Source organism: Citrobacter sp. L55 (assembly GCF_002850715.1).
In the GTDB taxonomy this organism is placed as follows: Bacteria; Pseudomonadota; Gammaproteobacteria; order Enterobacterales; family Enterobacteriaceae; genus Citrobacter; species Citrobacter braakii.
In genome coordinates, this window is sequence record NZ_KZ559403.1 from 335,079 (window position 1) to 354,436 (window position 19,358).

Annotated in this window: 15 protein-coding genes and 6 pseudogenes; 8 read left to right on the forward strand and 13 right to left on the reverse strand. The window is 51.6% G+C overall.

Annotation, left to right across the window (positions count from 1 at the left end; all coding sequences use genetic code 11):
* Positions 1–39: 39 nt before the first annotated feature.
* The 8 genes from B9P82_RS28270 to B9P82_RS13460 all read right to left on the reverse strand — a co-directional run bounded on the left by B9P82_RS28270 (position 40) and on the right by B9P82_RS13460 (position 8,719).
* Positions 40–1,143: a hypothetical protein gene (locus B9P82_RS28270; protein ID WP_143704273.1), complete on the reverse strand. Its 1,104-nt coding sequence runs from the start codon at positions 1,141–1,143 to the stop codon at positions 40–42.
* A gap of 91 nt (positions 1,144–1,234) precedes the next feature.
* Positions 1,235–1,774 carry a hypothetical protein gene (locus B9P82_RS13430; protein ID WP_143704274.1) on the reverse strand — a complete coding sequence of 180 codons (540 nt, stop codon included), beginning with the start codon at positions 1,772–1,774 and terminating at the stop codon, positions 1,235–1,237.
* The gene (locus tag B9P82_RS13435) at positions 1,761–2,447 is read right to left on the reverse strand and encodes a fimbrial chaperone (RefSeq protein ID WP_168188443.1); all 687 of its coding nucleotides are present in this window, start codon (positions 2,445–2,447) and stop codon (positions 1,761–1,763) included. Before B9P82_RS13435 ends, B9P82_RS13430 begins: the two co-directional genes overlap by 14 nt.
* 67 nt (positions 2,448–2,514) lie before the next feature.
* A complete protein-coding gene (gene pefC / locus B9P82_RS13440; RefSeq protein ID WP_101700459.1) occupies positions 2,515–5,016 on the reverse strand; it encodes a PefC/AfrB family outer membrane usher protein in 2,502 nt (833 codons plus the stop codon).
* A 150-nt stretch (positions 5,017–5,166) separates the two neighbouring features.
* Positions 5,167–5,706, reverse strand: a complete 540-nt coding sequence (locus B9P82_RS13445; RefSeq protein ID WP_101700460.1) for a fimbrial protein — start codon at positions 5,704–5,706, stop codon at positions 5,167–5,169.
* A gap of 892 nt (positions 5,707–6,598) precedes the next feature.
* On the reverse strand, positions 6,599–7,267 hold the full coding sequence (locus tag B9P82_RS13450; protein WP_101700461.1) for a tyrosine-type DNA invertase: 669 nt from the start codon (positions 7,265–7,267) through the stop codon (positions 6,599–6,601).
* A gap of 268 nt (positions 7,268–7,535) precedes the next feature.
* Entirely contained in the window at positions 7,536–8,003 is a 468-nt protein-coding gene (locus tag B9P82_RS13455) for a hypothetical protein (RefSeq protein WP_101700462.1), read from the reverse strand.
* Positions 8,000–8,719, reverse strand: a complete 720-nt coding sequence (locus B9P82_RS13460) for a winged helix-turn-helix domain-containing protein (RefSeq protein ID WP_168188444.1) — start codon at positions 8,717–8,719, stop codon at positions 8,000–8,002. Before B9P82_RS13460 ends, B9P82_RS13455 begins: the two co-directional genes overlap by 4 nt.
* A gap of 326 nt (positions 8,720–9,045) precedes the next feature.
* On the opposite strand from B9P82_RS13460, the gene B9P82_RS13465 reads away from it, so the two are divergent.
* The 6 genes and pseudogenes from B9P82_RS13465 to B9P82_RS13505 all read left to right on the forward strand — a co-directional run.
* Entirely contained in the window at positions 9,046–9,621 is a 576-nt protein-coding gene (locus B9P82_RS13465; protein ID WP_101700464.1) for a tyrosine-type recombinase/integrase, read from the forward strand.
* Between the two features lie 178 nt (positions 9,622–9,799).
* A pseudogene (locus tag B9P82_RS13470) lies at positions 9,800–9,988 on the forward strand (IS21 family transposase); the annotation flags it as partial.
* 63 nt (positions 9,989–10,051) lie between these two features.
* A pseudogene (locus B9P82_RS13475) lies at positions 10,052–10,731 on the forward strand (IS3 family transposase); the annotation flags it as partial.
* Between the two features lie 1,092 nt (positions 10,732–11,823).
* Entirely contained in the window at positions 11,824–13,500 is a 1,677-nt protein-coding gene (locus tag B9P82_RS29420; RefSeq protein WP_371412084.1) for a reverse transcriptase domain-containing protein, read from the forward strand.
* An 80-nt stretch (positions 13,501–13,580) separates the two neighbouring features.
* Positions 13,581–14,057, forward strand: a pseudogene (locus B9P82_RS13500) (IS3 family transposase); the annotation flags it as partial.
* Positions 14,058–14,075: 18 nt separating this feature from the next.
* A pseudogene (locus B9P82_RS13505) lies at positions 14,076–14,336 on the forward strand (transposase); the annotation flags it as partial.
* Between the two features lie 33 nt (positions 14,337–14,369).
* Here B9P82_RS13505 and B9P82_RS13510 read toward each other — a convergent pair.
* From B9P82_RS13510 to B9P82_RS13520, 3 genes are read right to left on the reverse strand one after another with little or no spacing between them, the layout of a single operon-like run.
* Positions 14,370–15,908, reverse strand: coding sequence for an IS66 family transposase (locus tag B9P82_RS13510; RefSeq protein ID WP_101700466.1), 1,539 nt, complete (start codon positions 15,906–15,908; stop codon positions 14,370–14,372).
* Between the two features lie 49 nt (positions 15,909–15,957).
* Complete coding sequence (tnpB, locus tag B9P82_RS13515) at positions 15,958–16,305, reverse strand: IS66 family insertion sequence element accessory protein TnpB (RefSeq protein ID WP_101700467.1); 348 nt, start codon at positions 16,303–16,305, stop codon at positions 15,958–15,960.
* Positions 16,302–16,682 carry an IS66-like element accessory protein TnpA gene (locus B9P82_RS13520; protein WP_101700474.1) on the reverse strand — a complete coding sequence of 127 codons (381 nt, stop codon included), beginning with the start codon at positions 16,680–16,682 and terminating at the stop codon, positions 16,302–16,304. Before B9P82_RS13520 ends, tnpB begins: the two co-directional genes overlap by 4 nt.
* Before the next feature lie 474 nt (positions 16,683–17,156).
* Here B9P82_RS13520 and B9P82_RS13525 point away from each other — a divergent pair.
* A protein-coding gene (locus B9P82_RS13525; RefSeq protein WP_101700475.1) for an IS3 family transposase occupies positions 17,157–18,364 on the forward strand; the annotation gives its coding sequence in 2 pieces (ribosomal slippage) (positions 17,157–17,478 and positions 17,478–18,364; 1,209 coding nt in all).
* A gap of 39 nt (positions 18,365–18,403) precedes the next feature.
* Here B9P82_RS13525 and B9P82_RS28985 read toward each other — a convergent pair.
* A pseudogene (locus B9P82_RS28985) lies at positions 18,404–18,616 on the reverse strand (nucleotidyltransferase family protein); the annotation flags it as partial.
* Between B9P82_RS28985 and B9P82_RS13535 the strand changes: the two are divergent.
* Positions 18,603–19,058 (forward strand): annotated as a pseudogene (locus B9P82_RS13535) (transposase); the annotation flags it as partial. The pseudogenes B9P82_RS28985 and B9P82_RS13535 overlap by 14 nt on opposite strands.
* Before the next feature lie 112 nt (positions 19,059–19,170).
* Here the strand turns inward: B9P82_RS13535 and B9P82_RS13540 are convergent.
* Positions 19,171–19,358, reverse strand: a 188-nt coding sequence (locus B9P82_RS13540; protein WP_143704275.1) for a transposase, incomplete at its 5' end; no start/stop codon positions are given.

The following is a 19,358-nucleotide window of genomic DNA, read 5'->3' on the forward strand; positions in this document are numbered from 1 at the left end:
ACAATTCAGGTTTTTTAAGTTTCTGCCAGCCCACCCGCATTAGTTCGCCGTTACCGTTACAGACAGATTTGCGCTTTTGGTTCCATCTGTTCCGGTTGATGGGTCGAGTGACAGGGTGTAACTACCGGATGTTCCGCCGATGTTTAACGGTGTTCCCAGCGGTACCTGATTGCTCGCGGTATCAAGAATGGAGATATTTGCACCGCCAAGATTGATGTAGTTGCCAGTTTTGGTCGCAGAGTCAAACGTGAGCGTCCAGGTTCCCGCCTGACCACTGCCTGAAGTGCTCCAGGTTATAGGCTGAGCGATTATATTGGTTGAGCCAACGATAGCTGTTCCAAAATTGACATTAGGAGGGGTAATAGTTAAAGATAAGGGAGTAGCGTTGCGTGAACATACTACTGAACCAAGATTATTATATGAGGGCGCATAACTAAACCCCCCCGTAGGTCGATAGTTTTGAATGTTTAAATATGAACCCGCTATTGTGGGCATCGTTATAGTAAACGACATTGACGAAGGAGCATATTCGTTTAACGGACCAATGCTTGATGTGACCGAATAATTCGTAATTGGGTTGCTTATGTCAGTGCCTGTAGATAACCCTGAATGAAAATTTGTACGAGCAATTTGCTTGGAGTTACTTTCATAATGAATTGTTGCTGGTGAAATATATGATGCAGTTGTTACTCCAATTACATCTGATATTCTGCCACCTTCAGGAGGACTTTGTATTCCGGTCACTCCTGGAGCAGACCACGCATGTAAGAACGCTGTGACGGCTCCCGACCCGCTCACGCCGTTAGTATTCGCCGCCGAATGCAGAGCACGAACAGGTAAAAGCAAGTCATTTTTCAGCGTGTTCTGATACGTATCAGACAGATCAAAATTAACAGATGAGTTCGTCGTTATGATCGCAGTTGTACTGAGTGTTAGCTCACCCTTAATCGGTACGGTAGACGTTCCTATGTACGAGTAATTCGGAGTGCTCAGATATCCACTCCTGTTTGTTATAACGCAATTATATGTCCAACCTGCAGCATAAGTAGTCTTCGGAACCATCACCAAAGCTGGAGAAAAGAATATTAACATCCACCGACATAGTACAGTTTTAAACTCTTTATTTGCTGAAAGTATATTCATGTTAGTATCCGCCAAATATAAACCAACCTAGGCAATGTCAAAATAGGTAGTGTCACCTAACGAACAAGGTCCCGAATATGCAACAGAGGATTCAGCTGTTCACAACCGTAAAGGTCATCACAGCCTGAACCGCGCCTGGTGTGGTGCTCCGGGCATCCACATGGGGGGTCAGCACACAATCCCGTGTCGCGGGTGCCACTGCACCGCTTGATGTCACCGCGCAAAACGGGGTGACCGGACTATATGCGATGACCTCACCGGCTGAGTTACCTCCCACCGCTTTCAGTGACAGCAGTGCTCCCGATGCCGTACTGTCTGCCGTTTTCGCCATATTCACTGCAGCCCCGTTGACCGTCCCTGTTATCACTGTGGCATACACCTGCGAAGTCTGGTCGGCAAACTGACAGCTCGTCCTCAGGGTAATATTCCCGACCGTGTAATCGATATCTGTACCAATATCAATAGTACCCAGTGGTACGGATGTTTTGTCCACTGTGATACTGCAGGGCGGATAGACGAATGTTGCCGTGATGGTCACGTTTGATGTGGCTGTTGCAGCCTGCACACCAGACACGACCGCTGCAGACACCAGCAATGACAGCAACATAAGAGGTAGTTTACTGAATTTCATAATCATCTATCCCGCCATAATCATTTATTGATTTTACAGACACCTTACCGCCCGGTGCCAGACCTGTATCTGCCGCTGTAAAGGGTGCCAGAATTGTTAGCGCATTCTTTTTCTCCGCCGGTAGTGATGCAACCTTCCCGTTCACCTTGATCTCCGTCACCGCAAAGTAATACGGCGTCGGGTTATTCACCCACATCCGGCCATCACGAGTCACCAGCGTCAGATTTTTTTCTGCGTCATTACGCGCCTTCACCAGTGCCTTTGGCCGGTATATCAGCTTTACTTGCGTGTTCATCGCAATCGATAATATATTCTGCCCGTCCTCCACCTTCGGTTTTGGCGGCACTTCCTGTACGTTCAGCCAGAACAACGACTCCCGGTCTGACGGCAGGGCATCACTAACCTTCGACAGTCGAATGATTTGCTTTTGCCCCGCAACAACTTTGAAAAATGGCGGTGCTGGCACCATAAATACATCTGACTTGTTCTGTGAGATATTGGTTATCCACACCTGTCCGGCATAGGTCTCTTTCGCATTATTGGTCACTTCCAGCGATATGTTTTTCTTCCCTTCCTCGTAAATAAACCGTGACCCGTTCAGGGTGAACGCTGCTGCCGCCTGCCCGGTCATCAGCGTTGCCGTCATGACACACATCACTTTCAGTAAACGCATTTTTATCCTCATCTGTTATCGCTCCGCTTTCTCTGCAGCATCTTTCCTCACAGGCCACTTCCAGGTACTATTCACACCGGACTTCCTGTACGCTGTTCTCTGCCGGTTTCAGTCCCCCCGCCCTGAACTGGCAGGTACGCCCGTCCAACAGACTAACCTTTATCGTCTGCGGCGGACTCAACAGATTCATCAGTAACACCCCGTTAGTAGCAATAAAGCCCGCATCCAGCCCCTGCTCTGTCACCGCACTACCACCTGTCAGGACCTTACCCTGAGCGTCCTTCACCCTGAGGATGTAACGCATTATTTTCTGGTAACCAAACTCGCGATAAATTATGGCTTTCTCTGTCGGCACCACATTAAAGGAAGTATTAAGCAGTTCCGCACTGTCCGGTACGTTTTCCGGGTTTATGGTGATGACGTTCGGCGTGTAGCTGCTCAGATACATGACCGTGGTACCGTCTCCCCTTGTCGGAAGAGAGCTGCCAAAGGTCACCCCTGGCGTGTCTTTAATCTTCAACACGGCAACTGTGTCTGAAGCTTCACGGGTCAGCAGCACACCGGTAGGAACCGTCGCCAGTAAGGAGCCTGCCATGTTCCCGGACAGTGTAGTTGACTGACGGTTCTGAGCCACCGCAAGGTTAGTCTGCATACGGTCAAATGCATACGACATAGCGGCCGATGCACTGCCATAGCCATCCGCGTCCATTCCGCCGTTAAGGTTATAGTTCAGACGCTGATTAACCTGTGCCGACACACTTTCGTTCAGTGACGTCCCTGCCACCTGGTCATAATTCACCGAACTGGTGCTGTAATGACGGATACTCCCAAAATCGAACGGTATACTAACCCCCATTGACATGGACCAGTTGTCCTGTCGCAAGCTGGTACTGTTGTAATTACCACTGCTGCTGCCGTAACCTGTAAAATATCCAGTGTAATATTTACTCCGAGAGTAGTTGGCGTTCAGGAACACCGACACATCCCGGAACGCGGTCGTGCTGAGCGATAGAGTGGCACCTTGCCCCCCCCCCCCTTTATTCCAGTAACTCTGCTGCCAGTAGGAGGCACTCAGGTATCCCCAGTCCAGGTTGGTGGACAGGCGGGCCTCATAACGGGTTTTAGGACGTCCATACAGTGTGACATCCGAATACTCCGGACGCCAGGAGGCAAATTCAGTATACCCCGGGCTCTGGTAGCGGTATGTCAGCAACTGCAAGTCTGTCCGGCTGGTGAAGCTTTTGGCATATTTGACACCAGTGCTCACACCCTGACGACGGGTGTTATCGTCATACTCCGCCCGGCTGCCGTTGATGCTGCCGGATACCGCCCCCCATGCCCCAAGGGGCAGGGTGATACCCGCGCCTCCCGCCTGGTAACGGTTATGAACGATTGAGGCGAAGTTCAGGGTGTAGCCCGGAAAACCATAGTCATAACTGACCAGACCAAACGTCCCGCCTCCGGAACTGAAGGCATCGCTGAGTTTATCACTGTCATTACGCTGACCAGCCGCCACGTTGTAACGGTAATCTCCCGGACGCAATAGAGTGGGTAGAGTGGCTACAGGGTATTCCGTCACCGTCTTTTTCCCGCCACTGTCCTCCACCGTAACGGTCAGCGTGCCGTTACTGGTGGAGTTAATGTCATCCAGCCTCCAGGGGCCTGGCGGCACTACACGCGAGTAGATGGTATACCCGTTCTGGGAGATGGTAATACGCGAGGTGGAAGAGGCCACCCCGGTAATGACCGGCGCATACCCACGGGTCTCCCATGAGCGCATGTTGCTGTTAGAGCGAATGGCAGCCCCGTAGAATCCAAAATCAGAAAACAACTCAGTTCGCGTCTGCGAACGCCCGAGCAGCAAGTCTCCCTGAATCTGACTGACCGCTGTCGAAAGCGAGAGACTGTTGGAGGTGAACTCATTCCCCCAGGTATTGCGGGAGGCATTCATGTCACTGGACAATATCCAGCGCCCAATGTTCAGGCTGGCATTTACATTACCATAGGCGTTCAGGGTGTCATTGTTATAGTCATAGCCGTCATTATTATTGTTTTGTACATTCCGGTTAAAGTTACCGTTATAGGTCATACGCAGCCCCGGAATACCGTAATCCCAGCGAGATGCATCCCCCCTGGACGGCTGCCAGGCCTGCGGAATCGAGATATCCAGCGTCTGAGTAGCCATATTAAGCGAAACCTGCGTCTGCGGCATGCGCCCCAGTGCATAGCATCCCCGTACGCTGTCAAATGTCTTTTGATAGGCATCTTTCTGGAAATAAATACCGGCATTTTGCAGCCACTCGGGGCTCAGACAAAGCTGTCCGTTTTTTTCATCATCAGGCGACACTGTCAACGCCATACGGGTGGTTCGCTCTCCGTTCAGGGAGACATCCACGTAATACTCACCCGCCGGGTATTTTACTCCGTCCTTCAGAGCCGAGGGAATGTCTGTCGTTCCCTGAAGAAATGCGGTATTAAATTCCTGTGCGTACCCCCCCCCCGAAGAGGCTGCCACACTTAATGCAAGGAAAGACAGGGCAGATGGATGTTTTCGGGAAGATTGACTCATTATTATATCCGCCTTCCGGTTGCGTCATCAGGAGATGCTGTTATCACGATGAAAATCAAAAAAGAGCCCCCCTTTTTTACGACACCAGCGCCGTGATACCTTTATTTATTCATGCCGCATTCTTCCCCGGGCAGGGGAAGGACATGACAATCAGTTGTAAGCCACGGTATACGCTGCACTTGACGCGTAGGTCCCCGGAGTGGTACCCGCACTCAGTTGCACACCGTAAATCAGACCTGTACCCTTCAGGATTGCCCCCGTTGTGGTGCTGACTTTGTTGCTGCTGGTCAGTGACACTCCGCCACCATTGGAATCCTTAATTTCTGCAACAGTACCCGTTGCAGTACCTGTGGCATTGTCCAGACCGGCTGCAGTAAATGTACCGCCTGACCAGGTAATAGCGACTACCGCTGCATCATGAATAGCGGAGCAGCCCGGGGTGCCACCATCCGTCGCTTTGGCTTTCATAGTGAAGTGTTTTAATGCACCCTTATTGCCTACAGTGGCTGAGCCCAGGTCAATATAGTTACCACCGGTAATGGAGCCATCGTTGTCCATGACGATGTCACAAGTTGTGGAGTTCACGGTACCGACAAACTGAACAGTACCCAGGCCTGCGTCCGCAGCAAAAACAGAAGCGGATGCGGCCATCAGGGATAAAACTGAAACAGCCAGTAATGTTTTTTTCATTTCAATTTCCTTGTTTAAATTTATACTTTTTAATATCACGTGCATCATTACTACCAGACCACACTGAACATCAGAGCTGCGGTCTGTGCTGGCATTAAAATGCCGGATTAATTCCCGATATAACTGCAAGNGCCTGCGTCCGCAGCAAAAACAGAAGCGGATGCGGCCATCAGGGATAAAACTGAAACAGCCAGTAATGTTTTTTTCATTTCAATTTCCTTGTTTAAATTTATACTTTTTAATATCACGTGCATCATTACTACCAGACCACACTGAACATCAGAGCTGCGGTCTGTGCTGGCATTAAAATGCCGGATTAATTCCCGATATAACTGCAAGCCATAGCTACCGCACGACCCTGACGGTCCCATCACCCTGCCGGGTGTTTTCGGATGTAAAAAAATGACGTGACAGGCACCGTTGTATCCCCTGGCTCCGGATTTTCACCGACGTCGTTGCGCTCACCGGTACTCCAGCATGATGCCTCTTTCCCTCTGGACATCAGTACCCCCGGCGATGATTTATGCTCAGCCCCCTGCTCAAAGTGGGACCAGTAAAACGCCTCTCACCGCAGATACCCACATTTCCATCGCAGGAAACGTGGCGAAACATTCGTCACAAAACGTGTCAGTTGGGACCATTTTGACCCGTCGTTATAACGCACCAGACAGGTCGAAAATTAAGGGATAAAAAACCAGATGAGTGAGGAATAAGGGACAGTCACAGGGATGTGTGCTGCCTTCAGTCGCATACCGGAGGTGGGCGGACCGGTCAAAGGGGATTCAGGAAGAAAAAACGATTGTGGATAGCAGGGAGAGCATTAAGGTAAAAAACACTCCGTATGAATAGGTTAGCAGCAAAACACACAATTTAACTAAGGACTAAATTGCATTTAGAGTGATGATTTGGTTATCATAATTACAGTTTGGTCCCAATTGACCGGTTTTTCAGGTATTACACCGCTGTTCTTTACCTCTGCATTTCGCCGGGTATCACATAAATTTTCCCGTTCCCACAGCCCGATAAAACGGGCCGCATTGCTTGCCGTGTACCGCACAGTGTGGCGGATATTTCGGTGTCCCAGATAATCCTGTATCAGTCGGGTGTCCGCGCCCCGCTCAGCCAGTTCGTAACCGCAGGCATGCCGGAGCATATGGGGTGTTGTGCTGGTGACTGTGCCAGCACGTTCTCCGGCTGCACGGACTATCCGGTAAGCCTGCTGACGGCTCATTGGCCCTCCTTTTCGGGAGAGGAACAGCGAATCCGTGATATCCGCCCCGCGCCACGAGCTGCGAACCCGGGTCCAGTTTCGGATGGCAACCAGTTCATCCTGCGCCAGGGGATGAATGGTGGAAAAGCCGTTTTTCAGGCGCCGGATACTTATTCGTCCCGCCTCCAGATCCATGTCCTGGTAGCGCAGGGACAGCAGTTCACTGATGCGCAACCCGTGACGAAAACCCAGCAGAATGAGACAGTAATCCCGCGTACCGTTGCCGCCGGAGCGGACAGCATCCATCATGCCCGAGACCTCGTACGCAGTGAGATAGCGACGTCGTGTCATCAGATAATCCTCTTCGATATTACAGTGAATGACACTGCAGGTGAGCCATCAGGCCACGGATGCCTGCAGCAGAGCTGTATGCTGACCGGGATATCCGGTATCGGAAGGGCTTAACACTCTTTTCTCGGTACCCGAGGGGGGTAATGAGCCGGCATCCCGATCTTCACACGGCGGGTATCATTGCGGAAACAAAAAAAATTAACAACCTGATAACATGTGGGGTTGCTAATCATTCTCCCCACAGATTTGACAGAAGACTCTGATGCCGTTATTTCGTCACGCAGAGCATCACCGGGGCGGCAGGATAAGTGAACAGGAACGTATTTTTATTTATTTTTCTGATTATCAGATAATCGCTTTTCCTGAACTGCATATTCATACCAATATTACTGGCATACCGCGCCGGTATATTATCCCGGTACAGATTGTTGAAATATGTTTTTTTCATTCTGAAAACCCCTTTTCGTCTATCCACCTCCTCATAAGTAAAACCTGCCTCACGGTTCAGGATATAAACACCGGATTCAGTAATAACTTCCCCTGAAACACTTGCCACGCCAGTGTGATCCCTGAAAAAGTGAAAGGCGATAACCCCCCTGGCATGAAAGCCGTCAGTAGTATTTTTTTCAAATGTGGACTGGCAATTCAGCGCTGTGCCGGACATGTGGAAGAAATACCACAGAGCCCCTCCTGTCAGAAAAAGAATAACAAGAAAAGCGATTATGAACTTTTTCATTCTTTTACATCCCGCCGGTTATGGCAGTGAATGAAATACCCAGGAAAACTTATCTCACAGGAAACAATAAGCCTTTCACGAGAAGGCGGGGGAGGCATGAAAATAAAGTATTCCGTGCCAGAACCACAGTTCTCAGAAATAAACTTGACAGGTTCCATTTTATTTACCACCCCCTCTCCGGGAAGAGCATATACGTGACATTTTGCAGGATACCCGGCCAGTTTATCCAGTGTAATCAATCCCGCCCCCCGCGTATAGAAATAAAAAACAGACACGACAACAAAAAATAAAATAAAAGATATGGCGAATACCAGACAGTACCGTGACCCGGAAATAATAGGGCGAAGCATCCCATTCACCCGGTGAAACGGTACAGCTGTGACAGATATTTCCTGGGATATCAGGATATCCGGATTAAACATAAAACCGACTCTGGGAATGGTAATAATAGTATTGTCCGGTAATCCCACCTGATCCAGTTGTTTTCTGAGAATACTTATATACTGATTTAAATTACCGTTCGATGATCGCATGCCGTTGTCATCCCAGACCGTTTTAAAAAGGCAGTCTCTCGTCACAGGGTTGCCCTGATTTTTAATAAGCACCTCCAGCAGCCGGCGGGTTGAGGCCGCCATCAGAACGGACACTTCTGCAACCTGATTTTCCAGATTGCCGTCTTCCTCATTGAAGGAAACATCTTTATTGATAATGAACATAAATTCAGCAGAAACCTTCCTGAAAACACAATGCCGGACATACATACTGACGACGTTACCCGCCCCTTACGACTGGCTGAAGATTGCCTCCCCGCCGCTGGAATGCACCAGAGATGACGTACAGAGAGTATCAGGCTAAGTATGAGGCAGGAGTGAAGTTTTGTACACCCAGGTAAAGAAACACTTATCAACAGAATCAAAATGTGAAAAACACATAAATAACAGATAAAAAAACCATACTCACTAGAATTTCCGATTTTAATGTCTGTCAAATCAATTTGGCAGTACTCTGTACAATATGAAATTTGTCACATAGCAGGAATGATATGAAAGCACGGCGTTATATCACCCAGGGTGAGTGGAATACACTGATGCGAACAATCCCGGACACTGAAGAATACGTACGGGATCGGTGCATTTTAATCATGATGTATATACACGGACTGCGTGTCAGCGAACTGACAAGTATACAGTTATCCAGTCTTTCACTTGACAGTAACGAGATTTATATCAGGCGTATCAAAAATGGCTTTTCAACAACCCATCCGATACAGAATGAAGAAAAAATATGGCTGCTGCAATGGCTGAATATACGAAAGGAAAAACTCGGCGAAAATATATCTCCCTGGCTTTTCATTTCATCCAGAAAAAAAAGGATATCGCGTCAGCAGGTCTATTCCCTAGTAAGGGGATACGGTGAAATGGCGGATTTACCTGTCAGACTACATCCCCATGTGCTGAGACATTCCTGCGGTTATGCTCTGGCCAATCAGGGACTGGACACCCGTCTGATACAGGATTATCTGGGACACCGTAATATCCGTCACACAGTGCATTATACGGCCAGTAACTGCAAACGGTTTTCACGCGTCTGGGCATCAGGCCATGACTCTGTTCTGTAATACAGGTATGTGATGCCACCAGTAATATAAGACATTTATCCAATCTTATAGTGCTGGCGATAAAATCTGTCGGCGTATGTGGGGTATGAGACAACAATAACTCAGTCCGGTTGGCGCTGATTATTCTGGCCGATTTTGTAATCTGAGCATCATGTACATGATGCCCAAGGGAAATTGCGTGACGCTCAATACTCATCAGGTCAGTTATTACATGACTCAGCGTAAAAAAAGTGTAACCCAGCATATCTCGACCATGAAGGCCGGTATCTCTATTCGCTCCGGTCGCAGAATAGAAAAAGATCAGTGGTCAAAAACCGGTAATCGTCACTGGCGGACACGTAAAGATCCGCTTGAGGCCGTCTGGGACTGAATCGCCACGGGTTTAACAGACACCTCAGAGTCATTTAAGATGGCTTAAAGAGAGGTGCCCATGAGCGGTAAGCGTTATCCCGAAGAGTTTAAAATTGAAGCAGTCAAACAGGTTGTTGATCGCGGTTATTCTGTTGCCAGCGTTGCAACGCGTCTCGATATCACCACCCACAGCCTTTACGCCTGGATAAAGAGCTACGGTCCGGATTCTTCCACTAATAAAGAACAGTCAGATGCTCAGGCCGAGATCCGCCGTCTCCAGAAAGAGCTGAAGCGGGTTACCGACGAACGGGACATATTAAAAAAAGCCGCGGCGTACTTCGCAAAGCTGTCCGACTGAGGTACGCCTTTATCCGTGACAACACCTGTTGCTGGCCTGTTCGCCTGCTCTGTCGGGTGCTGGATGTACATCCCAGTGGTTTTTACGCCTGGCTTCAGCAGCCGCATTCACAACGCCATCAGGCAGACCTGAGACTGACAGGACAGATTAAACAGTTCTGGCTGGAATCGGGATGCGTCTATGGTTATCGCAAAATCCATCTGGATCTGCGGGACAGCGGGCAACAGTGCGGAGTGAACAGAGTCTGGCGACTGATGAAACGTGTCGGGATAAAGGCTCAGGTCGGATACCGGAGCCCGCGGGCACGTAAAGGCGAGGCCAGTATCGTGTCGCCCGACAGGCTCCAGCGACAGTTCAATCCGGATGCTCCGGATGAGCGTTGGGTAACGGACATAACCTACAGTGTGCCCGGAGTTCAGGGCGAGCATGGACGCTCAAATGAACCACGAGTCTGTCTGGAATATTGAACCGGTAACTCACGATGAGAAACCCAACAATCCCACCGGGTGTGACGGCGGAGAACCTGAGCGGCAGTGACCTGCGGCATGCCCGCAGGGTGATGTAACCCGCTGACAACGGGGATTGAGGCGAGATCACTAAGCCGAGATGATCCTCAAGGTTAAGTACTGAAAGGCTGAAGAACATGAACCCGTTAATCCGCCTCTGTGGGTTGAAAACGTCACCACGGCCTACGTGATCTGACAGGCCGTGCAGGAGGNGGAGAACCTGAGCGGCAGTGACCTGCGGCATGCCCGCAGGGTGATGTAACCCGCTGACAACGGGGATTGAGGCGAGATCACTAAGCCGAGATGATCCTCAAGGTTAAGTACTGAAAGGCTGAAGAACATGAACCCGTTAATCCGCCTCTGTGGGTTGAAAACGTCACCACGGCCTACGTGATCTGACAGGCCGTGCAGGAGGAACTGGCAGTGATACGTAAGCACTGCCGGTCGAAGGTGTTTTGACATGTATGCGAAACACCGGGGCAGCAGCGTCTATCACGCTNGGCGAGATCACTAAGCCGAGATGATCCTCAAGGTTAAGTACTGAAAGGCTGAAGAACATGAACCCGTTAATCCGCCTCTGTGGGTTGAAAACGTCACCACGGCCTACGTGATCTGACAGGCCGTGCAGGAGGAACTGGCAGTGATACGTAAGCACTGCCGGTCGAAGGTGTTTTGACATGTATGCGAAACACCGGGGCAGCAGCGTCTATCACGCTCGCGTTGCTGACTTCTGCCAACTTGCGGCAAGCAAGGATAAAGAGTGCGACGGGCAGCCTCCTCAGTATGTCTGAGTCCAGGCAGGTAAACCGGGGAAGGTCAGCGACGGATGTTAAGGGGGCATGGCTCCGATGACGCGCTGGCTGGCGGAGCTTCCGTAGTAGTCCGCGATGGGGAAACCCCATTACATGGCGAAGGGAAGCAGTTTAAATGTGTTTGCGACGTGAATTAACTGACCCAATGAGGTGAAGACCTTTGATAATCAGCGAAATGCAACGCAAGCTTGCCACATGGGCAACCACCGATCCGTCCCGACGGATTGAACGGCTGCTGCGTCTGATAACACAACCAGAATGGCTGGCTGAAGCGGCGCGGATCACGCTTTCATCAAAGGGGGCGCATACTTCCGGTGTTGATGGCGTGAACAAAACAATGCTACAGGCCAGACTGGCTGTTGAGCTGCAAATCCTCAGGGATGAATTACTCTCAGGTCACTACCGGCCCCTGCCCGCCAGACGGGTTTACATCCCTAAAAGCAACGGCAAACTGCGACCACTGGGTATCCCCGCGTTGCGGGATCGTATTGTTCAGCGTGCCATGCTGATGGCGATGGAGCCGATATGGGAAAGTGATTTTCATACACTCTCGTATGGCTTCCGGCCTGAACGCAGTGTCCACCACGCGATCCGCACGGTGAAATTACAGCTCACCGACTGCGGTGAAACACGGGGACGCTGGGTGATTGAAGGCGACCTGTCCAGTTACTTCGACACCGTACATCATCGACTACTGATGAAGGCAGTACGCCGCAGGGTCAGTGACGCACGTTTCATGACTCTGCTGTGGAAAATCATCAAGGCGGGACATATCGATGTCGGTCTCTTTCGGGCGGCCAGTGAAGGTGTGCCACAGGGCGGTGTTATATCGCCGCTATTGTCGAACATCATGCTGAATGAGTTCGATCAATACCTGCATGAGCGCTACCTGAGCGGGAAAGCCAGAAAAGATCGGTGGTACTGGAATAACAGTATCCAGCGGGGCCGAAGTACGGCGGTCAGAGAAAACTGGCAGTGGAAACCCGCGGTGGCGTACTGCCGCTATGCCGATGATTTTGTCCTCATCATCAAAGGCACCAAAGCACAGGCGGAAGCCATCAGGGAGGAGTGTCGGGGTGTGCTCGAAGGCAGTCTGAAACTCAGGCTGAACATGGATAAGACTAAAATCACCCATGTTAATGACGGCTTTATCTTTCTGGGGCACAGGATCATTCGCAAACGCAGTCGTTATGGCGAGATGCGAGTGGTCTCAACGATCCCGCAGGAGAAAGCCAGAAACTTCGCCGCATCGCTGACAGCACNGAAACTCAGGCTGAACATGGATAAGACTAAAATCACCCATGTTAATGACGGCTTTATCTTTCTGGGGCACAGGATCATTCGCAAACGCAGTCGTTATGGCGAGATGCGAGTGGTCTCAACGATCCCGCAGGAGAAAGCCAGAAACTTCGCCGCATCGCTGACAGCACTGTTATCAGGCAACTACAGTGAAAGCAAAGTCGATATGGCTGAACAGCTCAACCGAAAACTGAAAGGCTGGGCCATGTTCTATCAGTTCGTTGATTTTAAGGCCAAAGTCTTCGGTTATATCGACGGTGTCGTGTTCTGGAAGCTGGCTCACTGGCTGGCCCGCAAATACCGTACAGGTATCGCTTCCCTGATGAGGTGGTGGTGTAAATCACCGAAACCGGGTCAGAGCAAAACGTGGGTTTTATTTGGTAAAACCAACCACGGCAAGCTCAGTGGCGAAATACTGTACCGGTTGGTGGGGCAAGGCAAGAAGCTGTTCCGCTGGCGTCTACCCGAAGGTAATCCCTATCTGAGGACGGAAACCAGAAACACGTATACATCGCGCTACACTGAAGTGGCAATGGCGTTCACCAGTGTTTAAATGGAGAGCCGGATGCGCTGAAAGGTGCACGTCCGGTTCGGGGAGGAGAGGCAGGGAAATAGTCCGACTACGCCCTGCCTCTTACTCTACTCAGGACCCACGAAGGCTGGCTGTATCTTGCCGTGGTTGTTGATCTGTTCTCACGCAAAATTATCGGCTGGTCCATGCAATCCCGGATGACAAAGGACATTGTCCTGAACGCACTGCTGATGGCTGTATGGCGGCGTAATCCCCAAAAACAGGTGCTGGTTCATTCGGATCAGGGCAGTCAGTACACAAGCCATGAGTGGCAGTCGTTCCTGAAATCACACGGCCTGGAGGGGAGCATGAGCCGTCGCGGTAACTGTCATGATAATGCGGTTGCAGAAAGCTTTTTTCAGTTGTTGAAACGCGAACGGATAAAGAAAAAGATCTACGGAACGCGGGAAGAAGCCCGCAGCGATGTTTTTGATTACATCGAAATGTTTTATAACAGTAAGCGTCGGCATGGTTCTAGCGATCAGATGTCACCGACAGAATATGAAAACCAGTATTATCAACGGCTCGGAAGTGTCTAGATTATCCGTGGCGATTCAGAAGTCACTGCGTACCTGGGGCTAAATCCACGTCACCATCAATCCGGTAGTTCTGTCAGAGGCAAGACGCGTATGTCAAAAATGGGTGATTCGCGACTAAGAAGTGCCCTTTATATGCCTGCGTTGGTCGCACTGAGATATAACCCAGATATAAAGTCATTCGGGCAACGACTGTTGCTTGCAGGCAAACCGAGGATGCTTGTCGTCGGAGCCGTTATGCGGAAACTAATCCATATAGTATTCGGGGTACTAAAATCGTAAGCGTACAGCGAGAGCCGTATTGACAGGGATGCGTTATTCAGTTGGCAGTGTGATGCGCCAGGGTAGCAGTTCGCTGACCCGGTTGACTGGCCAGTCGGCGATGACGTCAAGCACATAGCGGAGGTAGCCTTCTGGATCCACGCTGTTCAGTTTGCACGTCCCGATCAGGCTGTACAGCAGTGCTCCCCGCTCACCACCGTGGTCAGAGCCGAAGAACAGCCAGTTCTTTCTCCCCAGACTGACCATCCGCAACGCATTTTCAGCGATGTTATTGTCCGCCTCGGCCCAGCCATCATCTGCATAGTACGTCAGCGCCGGCCACTGGTTTAGCGCATACGTGAACCCCTTCGCCAGTTCCGAGTGTCGCGACAGCGTTTTCATCTTTTCACGTAACCAGCTTTCCAGGGTACTAAGCAGCGGTTTCGTTTTCCGCTGACGCTCAGCAAGCCGTTGTTCCGCCGGCATTCCCCTTATCTCCGCCTCAACGGCATACAGCTCGCCGATTCGCTTCAGGGCTTCATCTGTCAGCGCCGACGGCGTGCGGACGTGCACATCGTGGATTTTACGACGGGCGTGAGCCCAGCAGGCGGCTTCCGTTATCCGGCCATCCCGGTACAGCTCGTTGAACCCGGCGTATGCATCCGCCTGCAGCACACCACTGAACCCCGCAAGATGGGTCTGCGGATGGATGCCTTTTCTGTCCGGGCTGTAGGCGAACCAGACCGCCGGCTCTAGCGCTGACCCGGCGTTGCGGTCATCTCGAACATACGTCCACAACCGCCCGGTCTTCGTCTTCTTATTGCCCGGCAGCAGCACCTGGACGGGGGTATCATCGGCATGGAGTTTGCCGTCGGTCAGGACATAGTCCTGAAGCACCTCTTCCAGCGGTGACAGCAGCCGGCAACAAGCATCCACCCAGCCCGACAGTAGCGAACGGCTCAGTTCCACACCCTGGCGGCTGTATATTTCTGACTGGCGGTACAGCGGGGTATGCTCTGCATACTTTGAGCTCAGCACACGGGCCAGCAGCCCCGGTCCGGCGATGCCCCGCTCGATGGGCCGCGAAGGCGCGGGGGCCTGCACGATGGCATCGCACTGAGTACAGGCATGTTTTTCCCGCACGGTCCGGATAACCCGGAAGGCGCTGCGCATCAGCTCCAGCTGTTCGGCGGTATCTTCACCCAGGTAGCTCAACGCACCGCCACAGTCCGGGCAACACGGTTCAGTTGGCAGCAGTCGCTTTTCGTCACGAGGGAGTGATTCGGGGAACGGTTTGCGGGTGCGGGTCTGACGCAGCGGGCGCTGTACTGCCGGGTCATCCACCCGGCCGGTCAGCGTATCACTTTCTGTCTGCAGCCGGTTCAGGTCCGCTTCCACCTGCGCGATACGGCGGGAGACCTTTTCAGAGCGGCTGCCGAAGTTCATCCGGCGGAGTTTATCCAGCTGTGCCTGCAGGTGGTCTATTTCGCGCTCCCGGCTGGCCAGCTTTTCCAGCAGGATCAGGTTCAGCGCTTCCTGTTCGGCAAGGCGCTGTTTCAGCAGAAGGATATCGTCAGAGGAGGTGTCGTTCATAAGCCATTATTTTACCAGGCTTATTCTGCGACAACCAGGATAAAGAGGCCTACAGCATGGTCAGGGAGGTCTGCAACCGCTTGGGCTGCCGCCAGTCGATGCCTTCCAGGAGCATTGCCAGCTGCGCCGGGGTCAGGAACACTTTGCCATCACGGGCTGACGGCCAGGCGAAGCGCCCACGCTCCAGCCGTTTGGTCAGCAGGCACAACCCGTCGCCGGTGGACCACAGCAGTTTGACCTGACTGCCGCTGCGGCCCCGGAAGATGAAGACGTGGCCGGACATCGGGTCGTCTTTCAGCGCCGTCTGTACCTTTGTAGCCAGGCCGTTGAAGCCGTTGCGCATATCGGTGATACCGGCAACCAGCCAGATTTTGGTCCCGGAAGGTAACGGGATCATCGCTTCAGCTCCTGTATCAGCAGAGTCAGAAGCTTTTCGCTGACAGTGCCATTGAGGCGGAGCGTCCCGTGCCGGAACGTTACCTCACAGCTGATACTGAGGGTTTCCGGGTCCTCAGCGAGCGGTTCTGGCTGTACGGCAGCGGCATCGAGAGTCACAGGAAGTAGCTGAGGGCTCTCTGAAGAAGGTAATAGCAGCTTTCCCTCGCGCCATTGTTGGCGCCATTTGAACAACTGATTGGCGTTAATACCATTTTCAAGCGCCAGTTTTGAGATGGATATCCCGGGTTCGCAGGAGGCAGCAACGAGCTGCTGTTTAAACTCAGGAGAATAATTAGGGCAGCCTTTACGCCTGCCAGGCGTCATATTTTTCTGCATATCTGACACTTTGGTTCCCACTACTTATTTGGTGGACACCACTTTGTCGGATACTTCAGATTATGACCAGACGGTTCACGCTGTACGCTTACCTAAAATCAGGCACAGCGTTCAGTTCACGCATAGCTGTACATTCTGTAGTTTCAGGCTGACGACAGTAAACTGGCTGATACTCGACAGGTTCAAATGTGTCTACTTCCATTTGGCCAACGGGCAGCTTTGTGCCAGAAGCGGACTGTCAATCATACGATCGAACCGCAAGAGCCGGGATATTTGTATATTGTGGTTATATGGGTACGATGAACTGTAACTTGGGATAACGTTCCAACCATTGCTTTGTAGTAACCCGTTGTTTAAAAGAGTTCAGCTTTTCACCTTCAAATTGATGTAGCCCCCTGAAACACCGGACAGTAGCTGTATCTCCAGATAAGAGATAGGCTTGAATATATGTCTAACACTAACGCCAATTTTGAGATGACCGGGATCCTGTTAGGGCAAGAAGTCCGCAAACGTAAAACTCCTCAGGAGAAGATCGCCATTATCCAGCAGACGATGGAGCCGGGCATGAATGTCTCCCATGTCGCCCGCCTGCACGGTATTCAGCCCAGCCTGCTGTTTAAGTGGAAGAAGCAATATCAGGAAGGCAGCCTTACCGCCGTTGCGGCCGGAGAAGAAGTCGTTCCAGCTTCTGAGCTTACTGCTGCTCTGAAGCAGGTCCGGGAGCTTCAGCGCCTTCTGGGCAAGAAGACGATGGAAGTTGAGATCCTGAAAGAAGCCGTGGAGTACGGCCAGTCGCGAAAATGGATAGCGCACGCGCCCTTGTTGCCAAAGGATGGGGAATAGCCCTGGTCAGCTGCACCATGGGCGTGTCGCGTGCGCAGCTGTCACTGCGGATTAACCGTTCTGCCGACTGGCAGGACGGGCGCTGTAACCGGCGTAATGACGAAGCAGACGCTGAAATCCTGTCGGAGATCCTCGACATCATCAGCGACATGCCTGGCTACGGCTATCGTCGTGTGTGGGGCATTCTGCGTAAGCAACGTCGCACAGAAGGGCTGCCGCCGGTTAATGCCAAACGACTTTACAGGATAATGAGCGAGCATAACCTGTTGCTGTTGCATGACAAACCAGAGCGACCAAAGCGTGAGCATAAAGGCAAAATCGCAGTAGCAGAAAGCGATATGCGCTGGTGTTCAGACGGCTTCGAGTTCGGCTGCGACAACGGTGAAAAGCTGCGGGTCACGTTCGCGCTGGACTGCTGCGACAGAGAAGCCATAGACTGGGCTGCAAGCACCGGGGGTTACGACAGTTCAACGGTGCAGGATGTGATGCTGAGGTCGGTGGAAAAGCGCTTCGGTGACAGGTTGCCGGACACACCAGTGCAATGGCTGACGGATAACGGTTCAGCGTACACCGCGCATGAAACGCGGAGGTTCGCGAGAGAGCTGAATCTGGAGCCCTGCACAACAGCGGTGAGCAGCCCGCAGAGCAATGGCATGGCCGAAAGGTTCGTGAAAACGATGAAAGAAGACTATATCGCGTTCATGCCAAAACCGGATGTGAGAACAGCCCTGCGAAACCTTGCAGCAGCGTTCACGCATTACAATGAAAACCACCCGCACAGCGCGCTGGGATATCACTCTCCGAGGGAATACCGGCGGCAGCGGGCATCGTTAACTTAGGATACAAAAGCTGTCCGGAGATGGCGGGTCAAGATCATTTTCACCTTCAAATGCAGGAGTCGGTCGTAAACGCAGTTCAAATAGGTCGGAGAGCCCATAAGGCGCTGTGATATCAAGACCTTCCTTCCCCAATCTGACAGCTATAGCTGTAGCTGTTTCAGGCCAGTGCAGTAGAGCATTTCTCGTTGAGGTATAGGGATAATCACCATTACGTTGATGCATCCTGGCTTGATTCTTCACTGACCAGTCTATCTGTGCTGACCTGTCCCTGAACAACGTGACTGATGCAGAGGCATTCCCGGGGCTTATCCGCCAGACACACCGGAAAATCAGGGTCGCTTCAGCCGACGGAGCTTATGACACCAGGCGGTGCCACGACGAACTGCGGCGGAAGAAAATCAGGGCGCTTATCCCGCCGCGAACCCGCGCAGGTTACTGGCCGGCTGAATATGCCGACAGAAATCAGGCGGTTGCCCGGCAACGGCTGACAGGAAGCAATGCGTACTGGAAATGGCACATGGCTTACAACCGACGTTCGGTGGCTGAAACGGCAATGTACCGTGTCAAACAGCTGTTTGGTGGGCATCTTACGTTGCGGGATTATGATGCGTAGGTTGGGGAGGCGATGGCCATGATCCGCGCATTAAACAAAATAACGCGCGCAGGCATGCCAGAAAGCGTACGGATTGCCTGAGGAAGTCAGCGACAAGGGAAGCTTTTATCTAAATCCGATTTATTCAACAAAGCCGATTGCTATTGTCAACAACGGGTAAAAAGTGGGTCTTCCGCAACTTGGGTGGAGATTTTCATGCCAGAGGACTCATCACCCGTCGTCTCAGTAGCTCGAACCCGGCTCGGCCATACATTTGCCGTTTCAGCATCTTCAGACGATTTACATGGCCCTCGACAACACCATTACTCCACCTGCTGATTATGGCTTCACATATTGCCGCTGCATCGGTTTCCATCCCCGCAGATACACGTTGAAGTTCTG

Bases quoted from the DNA above. Each gene is read 5' to 3' on its own strand.
- pefC (WP_101700459.1), bottom strand. From the start codon at position 5,016: ATGAGTCAATCTTCCCGAAAACATCCATCTGCCCTGTCTTTCCTTGCA.
- B9P82_RS13520 (WP_101700474.1), bottom strand. From the start codon at position 16,682: ATGCAGAAAAATATGACGCCTGGCAGGCGTAAAGGCTGCCCTAATTAT.
- B9P82_RS28270 (WP_143704273.1), bottom strand. From the start codon at position 1,143: ATGAATATACTTTCAGCAAATAAAGAGTTTAAAACTGTACTATGTCGG.
- B9P82_RS13465 (WP_101700464.1), top strand. From the start codon at position 9,046: ATGAAAGCACGGCGTTATATCACCCAGGGTGAGTGGAATACACTGATG.
- B9P82_RS13510 (WP_101700466.1), bottom strand. From the start codon at position 15,908: ATGAACGACACCTCCTCTGACGATATCCTTCTGCTGAAACAGCGCCTT.
- B9P82_RS13455 (WP_101700462.1), bottom strand. From the start codon at position 8,003: ATGAAAAAGTTCATAATCGCTTTTCTTGTTATTCTTTTTCTGACAGGA.
- B9P82_RS13430 (WP_143704274.1), bottom strand. From the start codon at position 1,774: ATGAAATTCAGTAAACTACCTCTTATGTTGCTGTCATTGCTGGTGTCT.
- B9P82_RS13445 (WP_101700460.1), bottom strand. From the start codon at position 5,706: ATGAAAAAAACATTACTGGCTGTTTCAGTTTTATCCCTGATGGCCGCA.
- B9P82_RS13460 (WP_168188444.1), bottom strand. From the start codon at position 8,719: ATGTTCATTATCAATAAAGATGTTTCCTTCAATGAGGAAGACGGCAAT.
- tnpB (WP_101700467.1), bottom strand. From the start codon at position 16,305: ATGATCCCGTTACCTTCCGGGACCAAAATCTGGCTGGTTGCCGGTATC.
- B9P82_RS13435 (WP_168188443.1), bottom strand. From the start codon at position 2,447: ATGCGTTTACTGAAAGTGATGTGTGTCATGACGGCAACGCTGATGACC.
- B9P82_RS13450 (WP_101700461.1), bottom strand. From the start codon at position 7,267: ATGACACGACGTCGCTATCTCACTGCGTACGAGGTCTCGGGCATGATG.